The following is a 21,456-nucleotide window of genomic DNA, read 5'->3' on the forward strand; positions in this document are numbered from 1 at the left end:
TTTAATATTCATATATAAAAATATTATATTGTTTGATTTATAAGGAGGTAAAAAATACTATGGCAAAGGTAATAGGTATAGACTTAGGAACTACAAACTCTTGTGTAGCAGTTATGGAAGGTGGAGAGCCTGTAGTTATAACAAACGCAGAAGGAGCTAGAACAACACCATCAGTTGTATCTTTTCAAGCTAATGGAGAAAGACTAGTAGGACAGGTGGCTAAAAGACAGGCTATAACAAATCCTGATAAAACTATAATTTCTATAAAAAGACATATGGGAACAAATCATAAGGTTAATATAGATGGAAAAGACCATACTCCTCAAGAAATTTCAGCTATGGTGCTTCAAAAGTTAAAAGCAGATGCTGAAGCATATTTAGGAGAGAAAGTATCACAGGCGGTAATTACAGTGCCTGCATATTTTAATGATAGTCAAAGACAGGCAACTAAAGATGCAGGGAAAATAGCTGGACTTGAAGTTTTAAGAATAATAAATGAACCAACAGCTGCAGCTTTAGCATATGGTCTTGATAAGATGGATAAAAATCATAGAATATTTGTTTATGATTTAGGTGGCGGTACATTTGATGTATCTATACTTGAACTTGGTGATGGGGTATTTGAGGTTAAATCCACTAATGGTAACACAAAACTTGGTGGTGATGACTTTGATGAAAGAGTTATGAATCATATAGCAGATACATTTAAGGCAGAATATGGTATAGACTTAAGAAATGATAAAATGGCTCTTCAAAGATTAAAGGAAGCAGCAGAAAAAGCAAAGATAGAATTATCCTCATCAATGCAAACTAATATAAACTTACCATTTATCACTGCTGATGCAACTGGTCCAAAGCATATAGATATGAATTTAACAAGAGCTAAATTTAACGAATTAACTCATGATTTAGTAGATGCTACTATAGAACCAATGAGAAAAGCCCTAAGTGATGCTGGATTAAGCATAGGGGACGTTGACAAGGTAATACTTGTAGGTGGATCTACAAGAATACCAGCTGTTCAGGAAGCTGTTAAAAACTTTACTGGAAAAGAACCTTCTAAGGGAGTAAACCCAGATGAATGCGTAGCAGTTGGTGCAGCTATACAGGCTGGAGTTTTAACTGGAGATGTGAAAGATGTATTACTTCTTGATGTTACTCCATTAACACTTGGAATTGAAACTCTAGGTGGAGTAGCAACTGCATTAATAGAAAGAAATACAACTATTCCAACAAGAAAGAGTCAGGTATTCTCTACAGCTGCTGATAGTCAAACCTCTGTTGAAATCCACGTAGTTCAAGGGGAAAGACAAATGGCAGGAGACAATAAGACTCTTGGAAGATTTACGCTTTCAGGAATAGCACCAGCTCCAAGAGGAATCCCACAAATAGAAGTTACATTTGATATAGATGCTAATGGTATAGTTAATGTTTCTGCTAAGGATAAGGGAACAGGAAAAGAAGCTAACATTACAATTACGGCTTCAACTAATTTATCAGAAGATGAAATAAATAAAGCAGTTAATGAAGCAAAACAATACGAAGAAGAAGATAAGAGGAGAAAAGAATCTATTGAAGTTAGAAATAATGCGGACCAAATGGCGTATCAAACTGAAAAAGCATTAGCTGATTTAGGAGATAAGGTTTCAGCAGAAGATAAATCTAATATAGAAGCAAAGCTTAATGCTTTAAAAGAAGTTAAAGAAAAAGAAGATTTAGAAGCAATTAAAAAGGCTACTGAAGAATTAACACAAGCGTTTTATGCAGTTTCATCTAAGATGTATCAAGGCGCAGAAGGTGCTGGATTTGATCCAAATATGGCTGGAGGAAATCCAGGTGCTGGAGCAAATGGTCCTAAAGATGATAATGTAGTAGATGCAGATTATAAAGTAGAAGATGACAAATAGTATATAATTGACATATAATATAAAAGTAAATTGTAATTTAATTCAGATGGGGAGTATTCTCCATCTGAATATTTATGTTACATGATTTATGGAAATTTTTAATTTCGATATTTCAATTCATTAAAGGTGGTAAAGATATGGCTAAAAAAGATTTTTATGAAATACTAGGACTTCAAAAAGGTGCAAGTGAAGAAGATATAAAGAAAGCTTTTAGAAAACTAGCAATAAAATATCATCCTGATAAAAATCAGGGAGATAAAGAAGCTGAAGAAAAGTTTAAAGAAATAAATGAAGCATATCAAGTACTCTCGGACCCACAAAAGAAAGCTCAATATGATCAATTTGGAACTACAGACTTTAATGGAGGAGGATTTGATCCATCTGGCTTTGATTTTTCAGGTTTTGGAGGCTTTGGAGACATATTTGATTCATTTTTTGGAGGCTTTGGTGGAGGTAGAAGAAGAAATGGACCTCAAAAGGGTGACGATGTAGAATATGCTATAAATTTAACTTTTGAAGAAGCAATGACTGGAATAGAAAAAGAAATAAATATAACAAAGAGTGAGACTTGTGAAACTTGTAAGGGTAGTGGTTCTAAACCAGGGAGTCATTCTAAAACTTGTACTAAGTGTGGAGGCACTGGTCAAGTTAAGGTGCAAAGAAATACTCCACTTGGAAGTTTTGTAAGTGTAAATACTTGTGATGAATGTAATGGTAAAGGAACTGTAGTTACAGATCCATGTCCAGAATGTAAAGGTAGGGGTATATTAAGAAAATCTAAAAAAATAAAAGTTAATATACCAGCTGGAGTTGATACTGGGAATGTTATTCCTATAAGAGGACAAGGAGAAGCAGGGGTAAATGGCGGGCCTCCAGGAGACTTATATGTTGCAATAAGGGTAATGCCACATTCGTTCTTTAAAAGAAAGGGAGATGACATATATGTGGATACACATATAAGTTTTGGCAAGGCTTCACTTGGAACAGAACTTAAGGTGAAAACTATTGATGGAGAGGTTAAGTATACTGTTCCAGCAGGAACTCAGCCAGGTACGGTATTTAGACTAAAAGGAAAAGGAGTTCCGCATGTAAATGGAAGAGGAAGGGGAGATCAATACGTAAATGTAGTAGTTGATATACCTAAATCCCTAAATCAAAAGCAGAAGGAAGCACTAGTTGCTTATATGGAAGCTAGCGGTGAAATAAAGAGTTCTGAAAAAGAAGGGTTTTTAAAGAAATTTTTTAAATAAAAATTGCGAAGCGATTTTTAGTAACCAGTGACCAGTATTCAGTGACCAGAAAAATGTTGTTTTGCATTGCAAAACCTCCGTAACTGGTAACTGGCTACTGGCATACTGATTGTTAAAAAAATGCTTCGCATTTTTTTAAAGACTGTTTACTTTAAAAAAGTAGGTCAATAATGTATAATTGATAAGTAATTTAGGAGAATAAAAATTGGAGGGTATTTTATTATGCATAATGAAGATAAGGATTGGTTAGAGGTAAGCATTATAACTAGCAGTGAAGCTACGGAAGCAGTGGCTGGAATAATGTATAATACAGGAGTAAAGGGAGTTTCAATTGAGGACCCTGAAGATATAGAATATAAGAAAAATCATCCTGGAGATTGGGATTATTTTGATGAGACATTGCTTATTGTAAAAGATGGCGTTGTAATTAAAGGGTATTATAAAGATGATGAAAGTTTTGAAGAATATATATCATACATAAAAGAAAGTATAGGCAATTTACATACATATGGAATAGACAAGGGAAAGGGAATAGTTACTGTAACTAAAGTAAATGAAGCTGATTGGGAAAATAACTGGAAGAAATATTATAAGCCTACAAAAATAGGACAAAAAGTAGTAGTAAGGCCTATATGGGAAGAATATAAGGCAAGCCCAGAAGAATTAGTTATAGATTTAGATCCAGGTATGGCATTTGGTACAGGTACTCACGAAACCACGCGCATGTGCGTGAAGGCATTAGAAAAGTATGTTAAAGAGGATTCAACGGTATTTGACATAGGAACAGGGTCTGGAATACTTGCTATTGCCGCAGCAAAACTTAAGGCTAATAAGGTTATAGGTGTTGATTTAGATCCTGTAGCTGTAAAATCTGCGAAAGAAAATATATCATTTAACAAAGTAGATAATATAGAAATACTTCATGGAAATTTGATGGATGTAGTTAATGGAAAAGCAAATATAGTAGTTGCTAATATAATAGCAGATATTATAATATTTTTAACTGATGAGGTGAAGAGTTTTATAGAGAAGGATGGATATTTCATTTCATCTGGCATAATCAAAGATAGAAAGCAAGATGTAATAAATAAGTTAAAGTCAAGTGGATTTGAAATAATAGAAGAAAATACTGAGGGAGAATGGGTTTGTATTGTTGCAAAATGTAACTAAGGAGTGTTGAATTTGCATAAGTTTTTTGTTCCTAAAGAAAATGTAAATATGCATCAGGCTGTAATTGAAGGAGAAGATGTGAAGCATATATATAAAGTATTAAGGCTTGAGGCAGGAGAAGAAGTAAGCATTAATAATTGTAATGGAGAAGAATATTTAGGTATAGTAGAGGAAGTAAATAAAAGTCAAGTAATAGTAAAGATTAAAGAAAAGCTTTCTATAAATAATGAAGCACCTATTAACATTTTTTTATTTCAAGGACTGCCTAAATCTACTAAAATGGATTTAATAGTACAAAAGAATTGTGAGCTTGGCATAAAGGAAATAACGCCTATAATTACAGATAGAGTAGTTGTAAAAGGGGAAATTGGACAATTTAAAAAGGTAGATAGATGGGTAAGAATTGCATTAGAGGCAGCAAAGCAAAGTAAGAGGACTATTATTCCAGAAGTAAGAGAACCCATAGAATTTGATGAAGCATTAGCTGAGTTAAAAGACATGGATTTAGTTATAGTGCCTTATGAAAATGAAAAAGGATACGGAGTAAGAAAAGTAGTAGATAGCATAATTAAAGATGAAGTTAAAAATGTAGGTATTGTAATAGGACCAGAGGGCGGATTTGAGGAAAGTGAAATAGAAAAGCTAAAGAATATGGGTGCTTTTATAGTGACACTAGGACCTAGAATACTTAGAACTGAAACAGCAGGGTTTGTAGCCGCATCTTTAATTATGTATGAATTAGGAGATTTAGGAGGAAATATTTAATGAGAGTTGCATTTACTACCTTAGGTTGTAGAGTAAATCAATATGAAACAGAAGCTATGACAGAAAAATTCATGAAATCGGGATATGATTTAGTAAACTTTGATGAGTGCGCCGACGTATATGTTATAAACACATGCACTGTTACAAATATGGGAGATAAAAAATCCCGTCAAATGATAAGTAGGGCTAGAAGACTTAATGAAGAAGCTGTTATAGTAGTTGCTGGATGTTATTCTCAAATTGCACCAGATAAGGTGGCTGAGATTCCAGGAGTAGATATAGTAGTAGGGACTAGAAATAAGGGCGAAGTAGCAGAACTTGTAGGAAAATTTTTAGATAAGAAAAGTCAAATTGTAGAAGTAGCTGATGTTCTCAGAAATAATATATTTGAAGAATTAAATATAGAAGAATATCAAGATAAAACAAGAGCTTTTTTAAAGATTCAAGATGGATGTAATAGATTTTGTTCATATTGCTTAATTCCATTTGCTAGAGGCGCGGTATGCAGTAAAAATCCCGAAAAGGTAATGGAAGAAGTACATAGACTTGCAAATCATGGATTTAAAGAAGTTATTTTATCTGGTATACATATAGCTTGTTATGGAGATGATATTGGTGAAGGTTGGAATTTAGTTAAATTATTAGAAGAAATTGATAAAGTAGACGGAATAGAAAGAGTGAGAATAGGATCTATAGATCCTCAATTTTTCACAGAAGGTATAATAGAAAGACTTTCTAAGTTAAATAAGCTTTGCCCTCATTTTCATTTATCTCTTCAAAGTGGATGTGATGAAACTTTAAAAAGAATGAATAGAAAATATACTATTAAAGAGTATAAGGATATAGTTGAAGGATTAAGAAAGTCCATAGCTGATGTTTCTATAACTACTGACATAATAGTAGGATTTCCAGGAGAAACGGAAGAAGAATTTAATAAGACGTATGAGTTTTTAAGTGAAATTAAGCTTTCAAAGATGCATATATTTAAGTTTAGTCCAAGAACGGGAACTAAGGCAGAGCACATGCCAAACCAAGTAGATGGAACTATAAAAGATGAAAGAAGTGCTAAACTAATAGAATTAAATAGACAAAATGAAAAAGAATTTATGGAGAAGTTTATTGGAGTGAATTTCAAAGTTCTTTATGAGCAAAAATTTAATGGAAATGATGATTTATATGAGGGATACACCCCAAATTATATAAAGGTAATATCAAAATCTGAAGTTCAGATAGATGAAAAAATATTAGATACAAAAATTATTGAAGTAAAAGATGAATATATTATTGGAAATATTATGTAGATTGAGATATAATAAATGTAACATTTAACTATAAGGAAGCATCTCAAGTACTTGAGATGTGCTGATTTATGACGAAATCAAAGATTTCTATAAATCATGCAAATCATGTAAATCATGCAGGAGGTGAAATAATGGAGAACTGTATATTTTGCAAAATAGTAAAAGGTGAAGTGCCTTCACAAAAGGTATATGAAGATGACAAGGTTTTAGCATTTAAAGATATTAGCCCCGAAGCGCCAGTGCACGTGATTATAATTCCCAAAAATCATATAGAAAACGTAAATGATCTTACAAAAGAAAATAGCGAAATAATATCTCATATATTTATGACAGTAAAAGATATAGCGCAAAAGCTTGATTTAGCTGATAGAGGATATAGAGTTGTTACTAACTGTGGAAAAGATGGAGGGCAGACAGTAGAACATATTCACTTTCATTTGTTAGGCGGAAGAACTCTACAGTGGCCACCAGGATAAAAAGATTTCAAACATTAAATGAAATTGTTGACAGTATCTTAAATAGTATTATATAATAGAATATGTGCTATGCGACCCACGAATTACCTGTTCAATTTTTTAAATTAAATTGAAATAGCGGAGGGAGGGAGATCAATGTCAGAAATAAAAGTTGGAGAAAATGAATCACTAGAAAATGCATTAAGAAGATTTAAGAAAAAATGCGCTAGAGCTGGTGTTCTTTCTGAAGTAAGAAAAAGAGAACATTATGAAAAGCCAAGCGTAAAAAGAAAGAAAAAATCAGAAGCTGCTAGAAAGAGAAAGTTTAAGTAATATTTCTTTTGAAAGAAGGTACTAATTATGGCCCTAAAAGAAAGACTACAACAGGATTGGAAAGAAGCTTTAAAATCAGGTAACAAATTTAAAGCAAATACTATTAGTACGGCTAGATCAGCTATACTACTAGGTGAAAAGACTGATGGAAGAATTCTTGAAGATGATGAAATCGTCGATATTTTAGCTAGAGAAGTTAAACAAAGACGTGAGGCTATGCTTGAATTTGAAAAAGGAAATAGGCAGGATTTAGTTGATAGCGTAAAAGCAGAAATTGAAATCTTGTTAAGTTACCTTCCTCAGCAATTAACTAATGAAGAAGTAAGAGGTATCATTTTACAGGTAATTGAAGAAGTTGGGGCAAATAGTATAAAAGATATGGGCAAAGTAATGGCCGTAGTTGTGCCTAAAACTAAGGGTAGAGCAGACGGGAAAGCTGTTAGTGAGATAGTAAAAGAGCTTCTAAATAAATAGAATTAACATAAAGGCTGAGGTAACTCAGCCTTTTTTTACATATATAAATCATAACCTTCTCTTAACATTCATAAATTAATATGAAAGTATTTTTAGGAGAAAGATATGGAGGAAAGAATAGATAAGACTAAAAATGAACTAGCTGAAAAACTGGACTTGCCAAGAGATATAGTGATGGATTTCCCTAAAATAATAATAACAGGGGATAATGAAATAATAATAGAAAATCATAAAGGAATAGTTGTTTTCGATGAAAAGCAGGTTAAAATTAAATCAAGGGTTGGATTGGTGTGTATATACGGCAGTGATTTTGAAATACCTTTCTTAGGGGGGAGTACCATAACCCTTAAAGGAAAATTTAAATCCATAGTGTATGAAAAAAATGATTAAAATAAATTTAGAAAATTATAAAAGAAGTAGCATTGAAATTGAAGCCCAATCCTTAAATATTGAAAAATTTATAAACCTGCTTTGGAAAAATAACATAGGAGTAAAAAATATAAGAAAAAAAGATTTAACAACTGTATCTTTAGAGATTTCATTAAAAGATTATCTCAAGTTAGACAAAATATCAAAGAAAACACATACTAAGTTAAAGGTAATAAAAAGAAAAGGGTTAGCATTTTTATTTATAAGAATGAGAAAAAGAAATGCATTAATTTTTGGCACAATATTTTTTGTTTGTATACTATATTACTTATCTACCTTTATATGGAAGATAGACGTAGTTACAGAAAAAAGACTTTCGCCCTATGAACTCAGAAGAGAACTTGCAAGTTATGGGATAAAAGAAGGAATTAGAAAAAAGAATTTGAATATGGGGATTATAGAAGAAAGGTTAACAAAAGATAATGATGAAATTTTGTGGGTGAGGGTTAGAGTAGAGGGGTCTGTGCTTAAAGTTGTGGCATCAGAAAGAGCCACTCCTCCAATGCTTGTACATGAAACTACTCCTGGTAATTTAGTAGCTATAAAAGATGGGGAGGTAGTAAGAGTATATACTACTTCGGGTACGGCTTTAGTTAAAAGAGGGGATGTAGTCAAAAAGGGACAGCTTCTTGTAAAAGGGGAACAAGGAAGGGAAGGAAATATATATCAAGTACCTGCTAAAGGGCATGTGATAGCAAGAACCTTTTACGAAGATATGAAAAAAATACCGGTTGTTGAAAAGATAAAAGAGAGAACTGGGAATAAAGTTAAAAATATATATATGCAAATAGGAAATAAAAAGATATTTTTGAAAAAGGAAATGAATAACTTTTCAAATTATGATAAAATAGTAAATAAAAAAGGTTTTTTTATAACAGAAGAATGTTTTGAAATTCAAGAAAAAAACAAGACTATCGATAAGAAGAAAGTTATAGATAATTATTCTAAAGAAATGATAAAAAAAATTAAAGAATCTTTAGATAAAAACACTGAAGTAGTAGACGAGATTGTAGAAGAGAAAGCAGAAAATGAGTTTATAATTCTTAGAGTACTTGTTGTAGGGGAAGAAAATATTGCATCACAAGAGAAAAATAATTAACATCAAAGGGATGGTAATTCATGATTAAAATTAATTTAAGAAATTTATATAAGAATAAGAATACAAATAGAATAGCAATTTTCTTTTGTATTTTTATTTTTATATATTCTGTATTAGTGACATCATTAGTAACACAAAAGTATAGTTTACAAGAAGGGGATATAGCAAAAGTAGATATAAAGGCACCAAGAGAAATTATAGATGAAGCTGCAACTAAAACTAAGATACAGCAAGCATTACAAGCGGTTCCGCTTCAATATAATAAAAATCCTGAAGTTAAAACTCAAGTGTTAAGTGATATTAATGAATTGCTTAATAATGTGTATACCTTGAAGGATAGTGCTTATGAAAACGATGAGAAAGTAGAAAATTTAAGGGCTGCTTCCAAGATAACATTAGAAGAAGAAGATTATTTATCATTACTATCCTTAAATAAAGAAGAAATTAAAGTAATACAAAGTTTTTTAACTGGCGTAATGTCGGAGCTTTATGACAATATAAATATAAGTGATAACAAGCAGAAAAGCAATCAAGAAGATATAAAAAAGGCTCAAGAATTTATAAATGTAAAGGTAAATTCTTCAACACTACCGAAGAAAATACTGAAGAATTTAGTTATATCAATCGCATATAAGCAAATTAAACCTAACTTTTTTTATAATGAAGAAAAAACTGAAGAGCTTAGGGAGGAAATTAGGAAAAAACCTCCTATTGTTATAAAAAAAGATCAAACAATAGTTAAAGAAGGAGAACCAGTAACAAAGACACAATTAGACATTTTGGAAAAATTAGGATTGCTTAACACTAAGGATAGCCATAAATGGTATATATACATCAATATGGGCATATTTGTGTTTTTGATACTGTCTTTACAGTGGTTTTATGCATATAAGTTTAAAAATGAAATATATGAAGATAATAGTAAAATTATATTAATTGGTATATTGAATTGTTTAGCTGTTGCTATTGCAAGATCGCTTAATATTCAGCCGTTTTTAATTCCTTTTGCCTTTGTACCTATGATTACTACTTTGCTATTGGTAGATAGGAAAATATCTTTAATAATAAATGGTTTTAACTGTGTGTTTATAAGTTGTGCTGTAGGATTTAATGCTGAAATTACATTGCTCGCTATAGTTAATGCAATACTTGGCTCTGTAATACTTAGGAAAATGCAACAAAGAAATGACATATTATATTGTTCATTGTATATAGCCGTAATAAATGTTATTTTTTCGTTTTCTTTAGGATTACTTTTAAGTGATAATATAGCAGAGGTTGCTAGAAAGGCATTCTTTACTTTAGCAGGAGGCATAATTTCAGGTGTACTTACTATAGGGTTTCTGCCCTTCTTTGAGAGTACGTTTGACATAGTTACCACTATAAAACTTCTAGAACTTTCTAATCCCAATAATCCGTTACTTAAAAGGCTTTTGATGGAGGCTCCTGGTACTTATCACCACAGCATTTTGGTTGGAAATTTGTCTGAAGTTGCAGCCGAAGAAGTTGGAGGGAATCCAGTGCTTGCAAGAGTAGCTTCTTATTATCATGATATAGGGAAAATAAAAAGACCTTATTTCTTTAAGGAAAATCAAATAGGAAATGATAATCCACATAATAAGATTTCTGCGAATTTAAGTACGTTGATAATAACTTCCCATATAAAGGATGGAGAAGAATTAGCCAAGGATTATAAGATACCTTCAGTTATCCAGGATATAATAAAACAGCACCATGGTACAACATTAGTAAAGTATTTTTATCTAACTGCAAAAAACTCTAGTGAAAATCCAGATGAAGTTAATGAAGAAAGTTTTAGATACCCGGGTCCAAAGCCTCAAACTAAAGAAGCAGCTATAATAATGCTTGCAGATAGTACTGAGGCAGCGGTAAGATCTATAAGCGAGCCAACTAAAGGGAAAATAGAAGAAATGGTAAACAATATAGTTAAAGCAAGATTAAATGAAGGTCAATTAGATGAATGTGACTTAACTTTAAAAGAAATAGAAAAGATAAAGAAAACCTTTGTAAAAGTACTAATGGGCATATATCATCAAAGAATAGAATACCCTACAGATAAGTGGGATAATAAAATTAACGGGAGTGATAAAAGAAAATGATATATATTGAAAATAGTCAAGATAAAGTAGAAGTAAATAAGGAACTACAAAATACTATAGAAAGTATAATAGATTATGCACTAAAGGAAGAGGAAGTAAATATAGATTACGAAGTAAGTGTTATATTTGTAGATAATGAAGAAATAAGAGAAATAAATCTGGACAATAGAGGAATAGATAAAGAAACAGATGTACTTTCATTTCCTATGCTTGAGTACAGTGATGGGAAGGTATTTAAAGAAATATATAAAGGGTATAAGTTTTCACCTATATATTTAGATGATGGAAAGTTAGTACTTGGAGACATAGTTCTTTCTTTAGAAAAGGCATTGGAACAAAGCGAAGAATACGAACATTCTTTTCTAAGAGAAGCTTGTTATTTAACAATACATTCTGTGCTTCATCTTTTAGGATATGATCATATGGATGAAGAAGAAAAGTTGGTAATGAGAAAGAGGGAAGAGGAAATTTTGAGTAAGTTTCAATTAACAAGATAATATACTAAAAGTAGGTGCCTGAATGAAAAGTGTGAAAAAATTATTAGATAGCTTTAATTATTCAATCGAAGGTATACTATATGCGGTAAGAACCCAAAGAAATATGAGAATACATATGATAGCAGCTCTTGCAGTTCTCACTATTTGCTTTTTTTATGATATAAGTAAGACAGAGCTTTTAATAATACTTTTATCAGTTACAATGGTAATAACTGCAGAACTTATAAATACTGCTATTGAAGCTTCTATAGATGCTACAACCAATTACTATCACCCTTTAGCTAAAATTGCAAAAAATGTAGCAGCAGGGGCAGTTTTAGTTACTGCTATAAATGCTTTAGCAGTGGGTTATATTATATTTTGGAGCAAACTTGTATATATAAATTTTATGGTGATTAATAAAATTAAAAACTCTAATCCATATACTATATTTATAATTTTTATTATTGTACTTATAAGTACTTTAATTGTAAAAGCTATATTTGGTGAGGGCACTCCGTTAAAGGGAGGAATGCCAAGTGGTCATAGTGCTATATCCTTTTCTATAGCAACTATGATTGCCCTAATAACTGAAGATGTTGAAGCTATAATTTTAAGCTTTTTTTTAGCAATAATTGTTGCTCAAAGCAGGGTAGACTCAGAAGTACATTCGATTATAGAAGTTATAGTAGGAGCGGTATTTGGAACACTAATTACTCTGTTATTATTTAAGGTTTTTGGGTAAACTAGTATGTAGATATTAAAGGGAATTGATTTAATATTTTATTAATTAAACTGTAATGAAATAAAATGATATAATTGTTTAAGGACTAAGATGGAAATTGGAGGGATGAGGAAAGTGAAAGGGGAATATGATAAATTAATTGAAGAAGCTATAAATGCTAGAGAATTTGCATATGTACCTTACTCTAACTTTAAGGTGGGCGCAGCAGTTCTTATGGAAGATGGAAGTATATATTCAGGATGTAATATAGAAAACGCATCTTTTGGAGCTACTAATTGTGCAGAAAGAACAGCTATATTTAAAGCTATTTCTGAAGGCAAGAAAGAAATAAAAGCTTTAGCTGAGATTGGAGATATAGAAACTTATACAATGCCTTGTGGTATATGCAGGCAGGTAATTAGTGAATTTATATCTGAAGATATAGATGTTATTTTAATAAAAAATAAAAATGACTTTGTAATAAAGAAGTTTAGTGAAATATTCCCATTATCATTTTCTAAAAAAGACCTCAACAAATGAAGGAGGATATATGTTTAAATCAGGATTTATAACAATAATAGGAAGACCTAATGTCGGAAAGTCAACTTTGTTGAACTATATAATGGAGGAAAAGCTGTCCATTGTATCTAGTAAACCACAAACTACAAGAAACAATATTCAAACTATCCTTACAGATAAGGAATCACAAATAATATTTGTGGATACTCCAGGAATCCATAAACCACGACATAAGCTTGGAGAATATATGGTAAATGTAGCTACAGACGCTTTGAAAGAAGTAGATGTAGTACTTTTCTTAACTACTCCAGAAGGAGAATTTGGAAAGGGAGATGAATATATATTAAACCAGCTTGAAGCAGCAAAGGTGCCTGTATTTCTTGTAGTAAATAAAATAGATGAAAATACTCAAGAAAGAGTGGCGAAGACGCTACAAATTTATGCAGAAAAGTTTAAGTTTGCAGAAATTATACCTATTTCTGCAGCTAAGGGAAAAAATGTAGATAAATTAATGGAAATTGTAAAAAATTACATTCCAGAAGGGCCTATGTATTATCCAGAAGATATGATAACAGACCAACAGGAAAGATTTATAGTTGCGGAAACAATTAGAGAAAAAGCATTAAGACTTTTATCAGAAGAGGTACCTCATGGAATAGGTGTTGATATTATAACTATGAAGAAAAAGGAAAACGGAGCATATGAGATAAATGCAGATATGCTTTGTGAAAAAGATTCACACAAAGGAATAGTAATAGGAAAAAATGGAGAGATGTTAAAAAAGATAACTCAATACTCTAGACAGGACTTAGAAACATTCTTACAATGCAAGGTTTACTTGAAAATTTGGGTAAGAGTTAAAAAGGACTGGAGAGATAACAATACAGTATTAAGAGAGCTAGGATATAAATAGCAAGGAGATGATTTTCTGGCTATATTTCAGACAAGAGCGCTAGTACTTAAAACTCAAGATTATAAGGAATCAGATAGATTGATCTGGCTTTATACAGAGAAACTAGGGAAAGTTTCTGCTATAGCTAAAGGTGCTAAAAAAAATAGAAGTAAGTATTTCTCAAATACTTTAACATTTACATATGGTGATTATATACTTTATAGAGGGAAGGGTATGTATACACTAAATGAAGGTACTATTATAGATTCTTTTCAAGGAATTTTAAGTGATTTTGATACTATATCCTATGCTTCATATCTTTGCGAACTTATAGATATAAGCATGGCTGAGGAAGAAAGTAACAGAGAGCTTTTCAAGGAACTTGTAACAGCTTTTTACCTTATGAAGAATAATGCTTGTGATTTAGAAACATTAGCTAGAGTCTTTGAAATGAATGTACTAAGAGCTACAGGATATGGACTTAATTTACATAAGTGTTCGATATGTAAAGAGCCTATAAGTTCAGCAGATTATATTAGTATTCAATATCTTGGGGGGGTATGTATTAAGTGCCCAAAATTAAATGGTATGAGGGTAAGCCCTGCAGCTTATAATATTATTAAATATCTAAATAATTTAGCACTGGAAAAATCCTATAGAGTTACAATACCTTCTAATTTAAAAGAAGAAATTGAAAAATTGTTAGGGGCTATTATAGCTCAAAGTTATATTAGAAAACCTAAGAGTTTAGAAACATTAAACTTTATTAAAAGGAGTGAAAAAAGTGAGTGAAATAACTTTAGAAAAAATTGATATTGTAAGAGATAGAACTGGAGTTAGTTATGCTGAAGCAAGAGAAGCCTTAGAAAAGTCTGAAGGAAACGTAGTAGATGCATTAATATTTATTGAAGAAAGTAAAAAAGCTCCAAAGGAAAATTTATATACTAATAAAGATGAATTTGTGAAATGGTTAAAAGATCTTATAAGCAAAGGTAATGTTGCTAGAATAAGAATAAAAAAAGATGAGAAGGTATTATTAGATATACCAGTAACTGCAGGGCTTGTAGTAGCTATACCAAGTCTAATCTATGCACCGCTCATTACATTAGGTGTATTTGCAGCAGCCTTAACACAGATTACTATAGAAATAACTAAAAAGGATGGCACCGTTGAGGTGGTTAATAAAATATTGAAATCCACTGTGGAAGATGTAAAAGAAAAGGCTCAAAATGCTGCATCTAAGGTACAAGATAGTGCATTAAATGTAAAAGATAAATTTACTGGTGAAAAAAGTAATACTAATGATGAAAATAATAATGTATACACATATACAGTTGACTTTGAAGAGATTGACGAGGAAAGTAACTCGGAAAATAAGGAAAAGTAATAAAAAAGGTCAGCAGAAAAAATCTGCTGACTTTTAGTTTTAAAGGCAAAACAGTTGAATAAAAAATGAAGATTTGGTAAAATTTATGTAATGAGTATCTTTGTAATATATGTATCCTAAATTATAAAACTATAATCTTTTGATTTTTTTAAGCTTGTTAAATGGCAAATTTATATGCAAATAGAAACAAAATGCGTAAAATATTAAAAAATAATAGACACATATAAATAAAAGTGTTATACTATTTATGAATTAAAGGGAAATAATACATATAATTGTTGGTTATGTGTGAAAGAGGGTGAAATAAATTAAACTATCACAAAGACAAGAAGAAATTATTAAATTAGTAAAGGAACACGAACCTATAACTAGTGAACAGCTTGCAGGTAAACTAAGTGTTACCAGAGCAGCATTAAGACCAGACTTAGCTATTCTCACCATGACAGGAATTTTAGAAGCAAAGCCGAAGGTAGGATATATATATTCAAGGAAACCCTCTTATAGTTTGGTTTATGATTACATAAGAAACATACAGGTAAAGGATGTAATGGGAAGTCCTGTAGTTGTTAATGAATCTACAATGGTTTATGATGCTATAGTAAATTTATTTTTAAATGATGTTGGTACACTTTTTATAGAAAATAATGGGTTACTCGTAGGTGCAGTTTCAAGAAAAGACTTTTTAAAGTCTGCTATGGGAGGAACTGACATGCATAAGATACCTGTAGGTATTATAATGACTAGAATGCCTAATATAGTATTTGTAAAAGAAGAAGAGAGTGCTTATGAAGCAGCTATAAAAATTATAGAGCATGAAGTAGATAGTTTGCCAGTTGTAAAGAAAGTTGATGATAATGATAAAAAAGAAGCTTATAAAATCATTGGTAAAATATCAAAAACTAATATTACAAAACTTTTAGTGAAAATGGGAGAAAACTCATAAAAAGAATTTAAGGAGTATATTAATAAGCTCTTTAATATAATAAATAGATAAATAAACATACAAAAGGGGTTGTTTATAAATGGAAAGCAAAAAGTATGTATACCTGTTTAACGAAGGCAATGCCTCAATGAAAAACTTACTTGGTGGAAAAGGTGCTAATTTAGCAGAGATGACTAATTTAGGTATACCTGTACCACAAGGTTTTACAGTTTCTACGGAAGCTTGTACTAGATATTATGAAGATGGCAAAAAAATATCTGATGAAATAGTAAATGAAATTTCTAATGCTATGGCAAATCTTGAAAACATTACAGGAAAGAAATTTGGAAGCATAGAAAATCCTCTTCTTGTATCAGTAAGATCTGGAGCAAGAGTTTCTATGCCAGGTATGATGGATACAATTTTAAACCTTGGTTTAAATGATAATACAGTAGTAGCTTTAAGCAATTTAACTAACAATGAAAGATTTGCATATGATTCTTATAGAAGATTTATACAGATGTTTTCTGATGTAGTTATGGGAATAGAGAAAAGAAATTTTGAAGATATTTTAGATGAGGTTAAGCAATCTATAGGAGCTAAGTTTGATACGGATTTAAAAGCATCTGATTTAAAAGAAGTAGTAAAAAAATACAAGGCTCTTTATAAAAGAGAAATGGGAGAAGATTTCCCTGAAGATCCTAAGGCTCAGTTAATAGAAGCAGTAACTGCAGTATTTAGATCATGGGATAATCCAAGAGCTATTGTATATAGAAGATTAAATGATATTCCAGGCAGCTGGGGTACAGCAGTTAATATTCAAAGTATGGTATTTGGCAATATGGGAGATACATCAGGTACAGGGGTTGCATTTACTAGAAATCCTGCTACTGGTGAAAAAGAAATCTTTGGTGAATACCTTATAAATGCTCAAGGTGAAGATGTTGTTGCAGGAATTAGAACACCTCAGCCTATAACTAGATTACAGGAAGATCTTCCTGAATGCTATAAAGAATTTATGGATATAGCTAATAGATTAGAAAATCACTACAAAGACATGCAGGATATGGAGTTTACTATTGAACAGGGTAAATTATATTTCCTTCAAACAAGAAATGGTAAGAGAACAGCTCAAGCAGCACTTAAAATAGCCGTTGAAATGGTAGAAGAAGGACTTATAACTAAAACAGAAGCTGTACTTAAAGTTGACCCGAAGCAGCTAGATACATTACTTCACCCAAACTTTGATTCACATCAACTAGAAAATGCTAAGGTTATAGCTAAAGGACTTCCAGCTTCTCCAGGAGCAGCTTGTGGAAAGGTATATTTCACAGCAGAGGATGCAAAGGCACATCACGAATTAGGGGAAAAGGTTGTGCTTGTAAGAGTTGAAACATCCCCCGAAGATATAGAAGGAATGATTGCATCAGAAGGTATACTTACTGTAAGAGGAGGTATGACATCTCATGCTGCAGTTGTGGCTAGAGGTATGGGAACTTGTTGTGTTGCAGGATGTGGAGAAATAGTTGTACATGAAAGTACTAGATGCTTTGAAGTAAATGGAGAAATGTATAAAGAAGGAGATTATATATCCTTAGACGGAAGTACAGGATATGTATACGGTCAGGCTATTAAAACTGTAGCTCCTGAGATAAGCGGATATTTTGGAACGTTTATGTCATGGGCAGATGAAATAAGAGCTATGAAAGTTAGGGCAAATGCAGATACTCCAAGAGATGCAGCTCAAGCTGTTAAGTTTGGAGCAGAAGGTATAGGACTTTGTAGAACAGAGCATATGTTCTTTGATGAAGATAGAATTCCAGCGGTAAGAGAAATGATAGTATCAGAAACAGAAGAGCAAAGAAGAAAAGCTTTAGAAAAGCTTTTACCAATGCAAAGAGAAGACTTTATAGGAATTTATGAGGCTATGGAAGAAAGACCAGTAACTATAAGATTCTTAGATCCACCACTACATGAATTCCTTCCAACAGAAGATGAAGATATTGAAGAATTAGCAAAGGATATGGGAATAACATTCCAAACTTTGAAATCAAAGGTTGAATCTTTACATGAATTTAATCCAATGATGGGTCACAGAGGATGTAGACTTAGTGTGTCATATCCAGAAATTGCAGAAATGCAAACAAGAGCGGTTATAGAAGCGGCTATAAAAGTTAAGAAAGACAAGGGATTTAATATAGTTCCTGAAATAATGATACCACTTGTAGGTGAAGTAAAAGAACTTAAATATGTAAAAGATATAGTTGTAAATGTTGCAAATTCTATAATACATGAAGCAGGAGTAGAATTAAAGTATCATGTGGGTACTATGATAGAAATTCCAAGAGCAGTTATAACTGCAGATGAAATTGCAAAAGAAGCAGAATTCTTCTCCTTTGGAACAAATGATTTAACACAAATGTCATTTGGCTTCTCAAGAGATGATGCTGGCAAATTCCTAAACGATTATTATGAAAAGAAAATATATGAGTTTGATCCATTCCAAAAGTTAGATCAAAAAGGAGTAGGAAAACTTGTAGAAATGGCTTGTGAATTAGGTAAAAAAACAAGACCAGATATAAAGCTTGGAATATGCGGAGAGCATGGAGGAGATCCATCTTCAGTGGAATTTTTCCATGAAACGGGATTAAATTATGTATCTTGCTCACCATATAGAGTTCCAGTTGCAAGGCTTGCAGCAGCTCAAGCACAAGTGAAAAATCCAAGAAAATAAACTCATTAAAAGAGCTAAGTCCTAAATATTTAGGACTTAGCTCTAATTTATTGTAGTTTGAAATTTGTCTTCTATATATTTTGCAAATTCATAAACAAATTCACAGTGTTCTTCAGTTTTATTTACAGATTTTTTTAACAATGTAAAGAAAGAAGTTTTATTACATTTTCTTATATTATTATAATAATCTCTGGAAATTTTCCAATACTTTTGTGGAAAACTTAAATATGATAAAATGTATTTATATTCATCTAAATTTAAAGGGCGCATTTTTTCATACATATTTAAGCATCTTATACACAAATCAAAATTCCATCTAGTTTTATCGCGTTTTAATATTCTTCTTAAAAAATAGGATATATCATGAACGCAATAGTCAACCTTACATTTATCAAAATCAATTACCCAAATTGAGTTGTTTTTGTCAAATATTATATTTTTATTTACGTAATCTAGATGGCATAAGGAAGCACCTAAGTTATTGAAATTTATGCTATTTGATATGGAAAGAGAAGTTTTAGCAAGTAAAAAGTTGTCATGAAAATTTTGAAGAAATAATCTTGAAAAATTATCCTTATACCTAAATGCTTTATTTGAGCAGTTTAAAAGATCACCAAAATGTTTAGAGGTAGATATAGTTATATCTTCAAATTCTGAGCGTAAATTGCTTCCTTTGATAGGTTTGAAGTTTATTGTACACCTGTGTATTCTTCCAAGATTTAAGGCAGAAAGTAAGGTATCTGAGTCATCATCATAACTACATTTTCGACCTTCAATCCAATCTGTTAATATAAAAAGCATGTCATTATAATTTACAAACCTACTTTTATTGTATGTAGGTAGTACTCTAGGAACAAGTACATTGTGTCTATAAAGCCATTCTATAGCTGAGTATACAAATAACAAGTCTTCTTTATTAAAGTAAACTTTTTTAAGGCAGTAGCTTTTATTTGTATCTAAAACTTTATAAACGGCTCGTTGTTTATCTGTATCTTTAAATTTTACCCTCTCAATAGAGCAATTTTCCAGGTTATAATAAGGAAGTACGGATTTTTTTATATTTTCTTCGGATAATAAATCATAACTATATGTTGAAGCCATGCTTGGCATATAAACACTCCTTATCTATTAATCTATTATAATGATATTACTTACAATTTAATATTATACATAGTAATTTCTATATTGCTAAAAATAAAAGGAGTTTTGCGTATTATTATAGAATACATAAAAGTGGTGATGAATATGTTAGTTAGAGAAACAATAGAAGAAAATGAAAGTAAGATTTTAATAAGGGGGGCTTCGTTATCTGTAAACTCCAAAGGGAGGGAAAGTGATGAGAATAATGATGAAATAAGAACTTGTTTTATGGTAGATAGAGATAGGATAATTCATAGTAAGTCCTTTAGAAGACTTAAGCATAAAACTCAAGTATACATAAAAACTTGGGGTGACCACTATAGAACTAGGCTTACTCACACTTTAGAAGTAGCCCAAATAGGAAAAACCATAGGTAAAGCCATAGGTTTAAATGAGGATCTTATTGAAGCGATAGCTTTAGGACACGATATAGGGCATGTAGCTTTTGCACATAATGGTGAAGATGTATTAAATGAGTTACTTCCAGGAGGATTTAGACATAATGAAAACAGTATAAGAGTACTTACAAAGATTGAAAGACAGGGAAAAGGATTAAATTTAACAAAGGAAGTTTTAGATGGAATATTGAATCATAGCGGCTTTTCTAAGGCAGAAAAAGGGGCTAAAGCATTTACATTAGAAGGGCAAGTAGTAAGATATAGTGACAAAATTGCATATGTAAATCATGATATAGACGATTCTATAAGAGCAGGACTTTTAAAGGAAGAAGAAATACCACCAGAGCTTCTTAAAGTTCTTGGAACAAGTCATGGAGAAAGAGTAGATACGTTAGTAAAAGATCTTGTATATAATACTTTAAATAATATAAAAGGCAACAAGGTACAAGTATGTTTAAGTTTGGAAGTTGAAAAGGCTTTAATAGAACTTAGAAAGTTTATGTTTGAAAAGATATATAAGGGATCTATATTAAAAGAAGAAAGAGATAAGGCTAAATTTGTATTGAAGCAAGTATTTACATATTATACAAAATACCCCGAAAAGATGCCTGAATTTTATTTAAAGATTGTAGAAGAAGAAGGACTGTATAGAGGAGTTGCAGATTACATATCAGGAATGAGTGATGATTATTGCCTTATTATATTTAATCAAATATATGTTCCTAAAATTGTAATTTATTAGTATAAAACTCGCGTTAATTGGAAAAATAATGTTTGTGTCTAATGAAAATAAAAAATATAAATATGAAGGATATTTTGAATTTTTACAGAATATATAAATATAATATAAAACTTACACTAATATTTGATTTAGGAGAAGGATTATAATTCTTTTTGTCGAATATATAAAATAAAACGGATATTTTGTTGCAAAACCATATAAAAGTTTATTATAATTAAA

21 protein-coding genes are annotated in these 21,456 nt (G+C 31.1%); 20 read left to right on the forward strand and 1 reads right to left on the reverse strand.

The window, feature by feature from the left end:
• Positions 1-59: 59 nt before the first annotated feature.
• The 19 genes from dnaK to ppdK all read left to right on the forward strand — a co-directional run bounded on the left by dnaK (position 60) and on the right by ppdK (position 18,957).
• Positions 60-1,907, forward strand: coding sequence for a molecular chaperone DnaK (dnaK, locus tag JOC70_RS08370; protein ID WP_204598412.1), 1,848 nt, complete (start codon positions 60-62; stop codon positions 1,905-1,907).
• Positions 1,908-2,044: 137 nt separating this feature from the next.
• Entirely contained in the window at positions 2,045-3,157 is a 1,113-nt protein-coding gene (dnaJ, locus tag JOC70_RS08375; RefSeq protein ID WP_204598413.1) for a molecular chaperone DnaJ, read from the forward strand.
• A gap of 222 nt (positions 3,158-3,379) precedes the next feature.
• Positions 3,380-4,327 carry a 50S ribosomal protein L11 methyltransferase gene (prmA, locus tag JOC70_RS08380; RefSeq protein ID WP_204598414.1) on the forward strand — a complete coding sequence of 316 codons (948 nt, stop codon included), beginning with the start codon at positions 3,380-3,382 and terminating at the stop codon, positions 4,325-4,327.
• Positions 4,328-4,339: 12 nt separating this feature from the next.
• Complete coding sequence (locus JOC70_RS08385) at positions 4,340-5,092, forward strand: 16S rRNA (uracil(1498)-N(3))-methyltransferase (protein WP_204598415.1); 753 nt, start codon at positions 4,340-4,342, stop codon at positions 5,090-5,092.
• A complete protein-coding gene (mtaB, locus tag JOC70_RS08390; protein ID WP_204598416.1) occupies positions 5,092-6,393 on the forward strand; it encodes a tRNA (N(6)-L-threonylcarbamoyladenosine(37)-C(2))-methylthiotransferase MtaB in 1,302 nt (433 codons plus the stop codon). The genes JOC70_RS08385 and mtaB overlap by 1 nt, the downstream gene beginning before the upstream one ends.
• A 131-nt stretch (positions 6,394-6,524) precedes the next feature.
• On the forward strand, positions 6,525-6,869 hold the full coding sequence (locus JOC70_RS08395; protein WP_204598417.1) for a histidine triad nucleotide-binding protein: 345 nt from the start codon (positions 6,525-6,527) through the stop codon (positions 6,867-6,869).
• A 135-nt stretch (positions 6,870-7,004) separates the two neighbouring features.
• The gene (rpsU, locus tag JOC70_RS08400) at positions 7,005-7,181 is read left to right on the forward strand and encodes a 30S ribosomal protein S21 (protein ID WP_010292600.1); all 177 of its coding nucleotides are present in this window, start codon (positions 7,005-7,007) and stop codon (positions 7,179-7,181) included.
• A gap of 27 nt (positions 7,182-7,208) precedes the next feature.
• Positions 7,209-7,655: a GatB/YqeY domain-containing protein gene (locus JOC70_RS08405; protein WP_207755253.1), complete on the forward strand. Its 447-nt coding sequence runs from the start codon at positions 7,209-7,211 to the stop codon at positions 7,653-7,655.
• A gap of 105 nt (positions 7,656-7,760) precedes the next feature.
• Complete coding sequence (gene yqfC, locus JOC70_RS08410) at positions 7,761-8,045, forward strand: sporulation protein YqfC (protein WP_035308446.1); 285 nt, start codon at positions 7,761-7,763, stop codon at positions 8,043-8,045.
• Positions 8,038-9,183 carry a sporulation protein YqfD gene (yqfD, locus tag JOC70_RS08415; protein ID WP_243429072.1) on the forward strand — a complete coding sequence of 382 codons (1,146 nt, stop codon included), beginning with the start codon at positions 8,038-8,040 and terminating at the stop codon, positions 9,181-9,183. The genes yqfC and yqfD overlap by 8 nt, the downstream gene beginning before the upstream one ends.
• A gap of 20 nt (positions 9,184-9,203) precedes the next feature.
• Positions 9,204-11,303: an HD family phosphohydrolase gene (locus tag JOC70_RS08420; RefSeq protein WP_204598419.1), complete on the forward strand. Its 2,100-nt coding sequence runs from the start codon at positions 9,204-9,206 to the stop codon at positions 11,301-11,303.
• On the forward strand, positions 11,300-11,800 hold the full coding sequence (ybeY, locus tag JOC70_RS08425; RefSeq protein ID WP_204598420.1) for an rRNA maturation RNase YbeY: 501 nt from the start codon (positions 11,300-11,302) through the stop codon (positions 11,798-11,800). Before JOC70_RS08420 ends, ybeY begins: the two co-directional genes overlap by 4 nt.
• Positions 11,801-11,822: 22 nt before the next feature.
• Complete coding sequence (locus tag JOC70_RS08430; protein WP_035308455.1) at positions 11,823-12,524, forward strand: diacylglycerol kinase; 702 nt, start codon at positions 11,823-11,825, stop codon at positions 12,522-12,524.
• Between the two features lie 114 nt (positions 12,525-12,638).
• The gene (locus JOC70_RS08435) at positions 12,639-13,043 is read left to right on the forward strand and encodes a cytidine deaminase (protein WP_423880668.1); all 405 of its coding nucleotides are present in this window, start codon (positions 12,639-12,641) and stop codon (positions 13,041-13,043) included.
• A 10-nt stretch (positions 13,044-13,053) separates the two neighbouring features.
• Entirely contained in the window at positions 13,054-13,935 is an 882-nt protein-coding gene (gene era, locus JOC70_RS08440) for a GTPase Era (RefSeq protein ID WP_204598422.1), read from the forward strand.
• 15 nt (positions 13,936-13,950) lie between these two features.
• The gene (gene recO / locus JOC70_RS08445; protein WP_204598518.1) at positions 13,951-14,706 is read left to right on the forward strand and encodes a DNA repair protein RecO; all 756 of its coding nucleotides are present in this window, start codon (positions 13,951-13,953) and stop codon (positions 14,704-14,706) included.
• Positions 14,699-15,301: a DUF4342 domain-containing protein gene (locus JOC70_RS08450; protein ID WP_204598423.1), complete on the forward strand. Its 603-nt coding sequence runs from the start codon at positions 14,699-14,701 to the stop codon at positions 15,299-15,301. Before recO ends, JOC70_RS08450 begins: the two co-directional genes overlap by 8 nt.
• Positions 15,302-15,608: 307 nt before the next feature.
• Entirely contained in the window at positions 15,609-16,244 is a 636-nt protein-coding gene (gene ccpN, locus JOC70_RS08455; protein ID WP_204598519.1) for a transcriptional regulator CcpN, read from the forward strand.
• Between the two features lie 79 nt (positions 16,245-16,323).
• Positions 16,324-18,957 carry a pyruvate, phosphate dikinase gene (gene ppdK, locus JOC70_RS08460; protein ID WP_204598424.1) on the forward strand — a complete coding sequence of 878 codons (2,634 nt, stop codon included), beginning with the start codon at positions 16,324-16,326 and terminating at the stop codon, positions 18,955-18,957.
• Positions 18,958-18,999: 42 nt separating this feature from the next.
• On the opposite strand, the gene JOC70_RS08465 is transcribed toward ppdK, so the two are convergent.
• On the reverse strand, positions 19,000-20,067 hold the full coding sequence (locus JOC70_RS08465; RefSeq protein ID WP_204598425.1) for a CotS family spore coat protein: 1,068 nt from the start codon (positions 20,065-20,067) through the stop codon (positions 19,000-19,002).
• 135 nt (positions 20,068-20,202) lie between these two features.
• On the opposite strand from JOC70_RS08465, the gene JOC70_RS08470 reads away from it, so the two are divergent.
• A complete protein-coding gene (locus tag JOC70_RS08470) occupies positions 20,203-21,237 on the forward strand; it encodes a deoxyguanosinetriphosphate triphosphohydrolase (RefSeq protein WP_204598426.1) in 1,035 nt (344 codons plus the stop codon).
• The last annotated feature ends 219 nt before the right edge of the window (positions 21,238-21,456 follow it).

It is taken from the genome of Clostridium pascui, assembly GCF_016908015.1.
GTDB classification, from domain to species: Bacteria; Bacillota; Clostridia; order Clostridiales; family Clostridiaceae; genus Clostridium_AK; species Clostridium_AK pascui.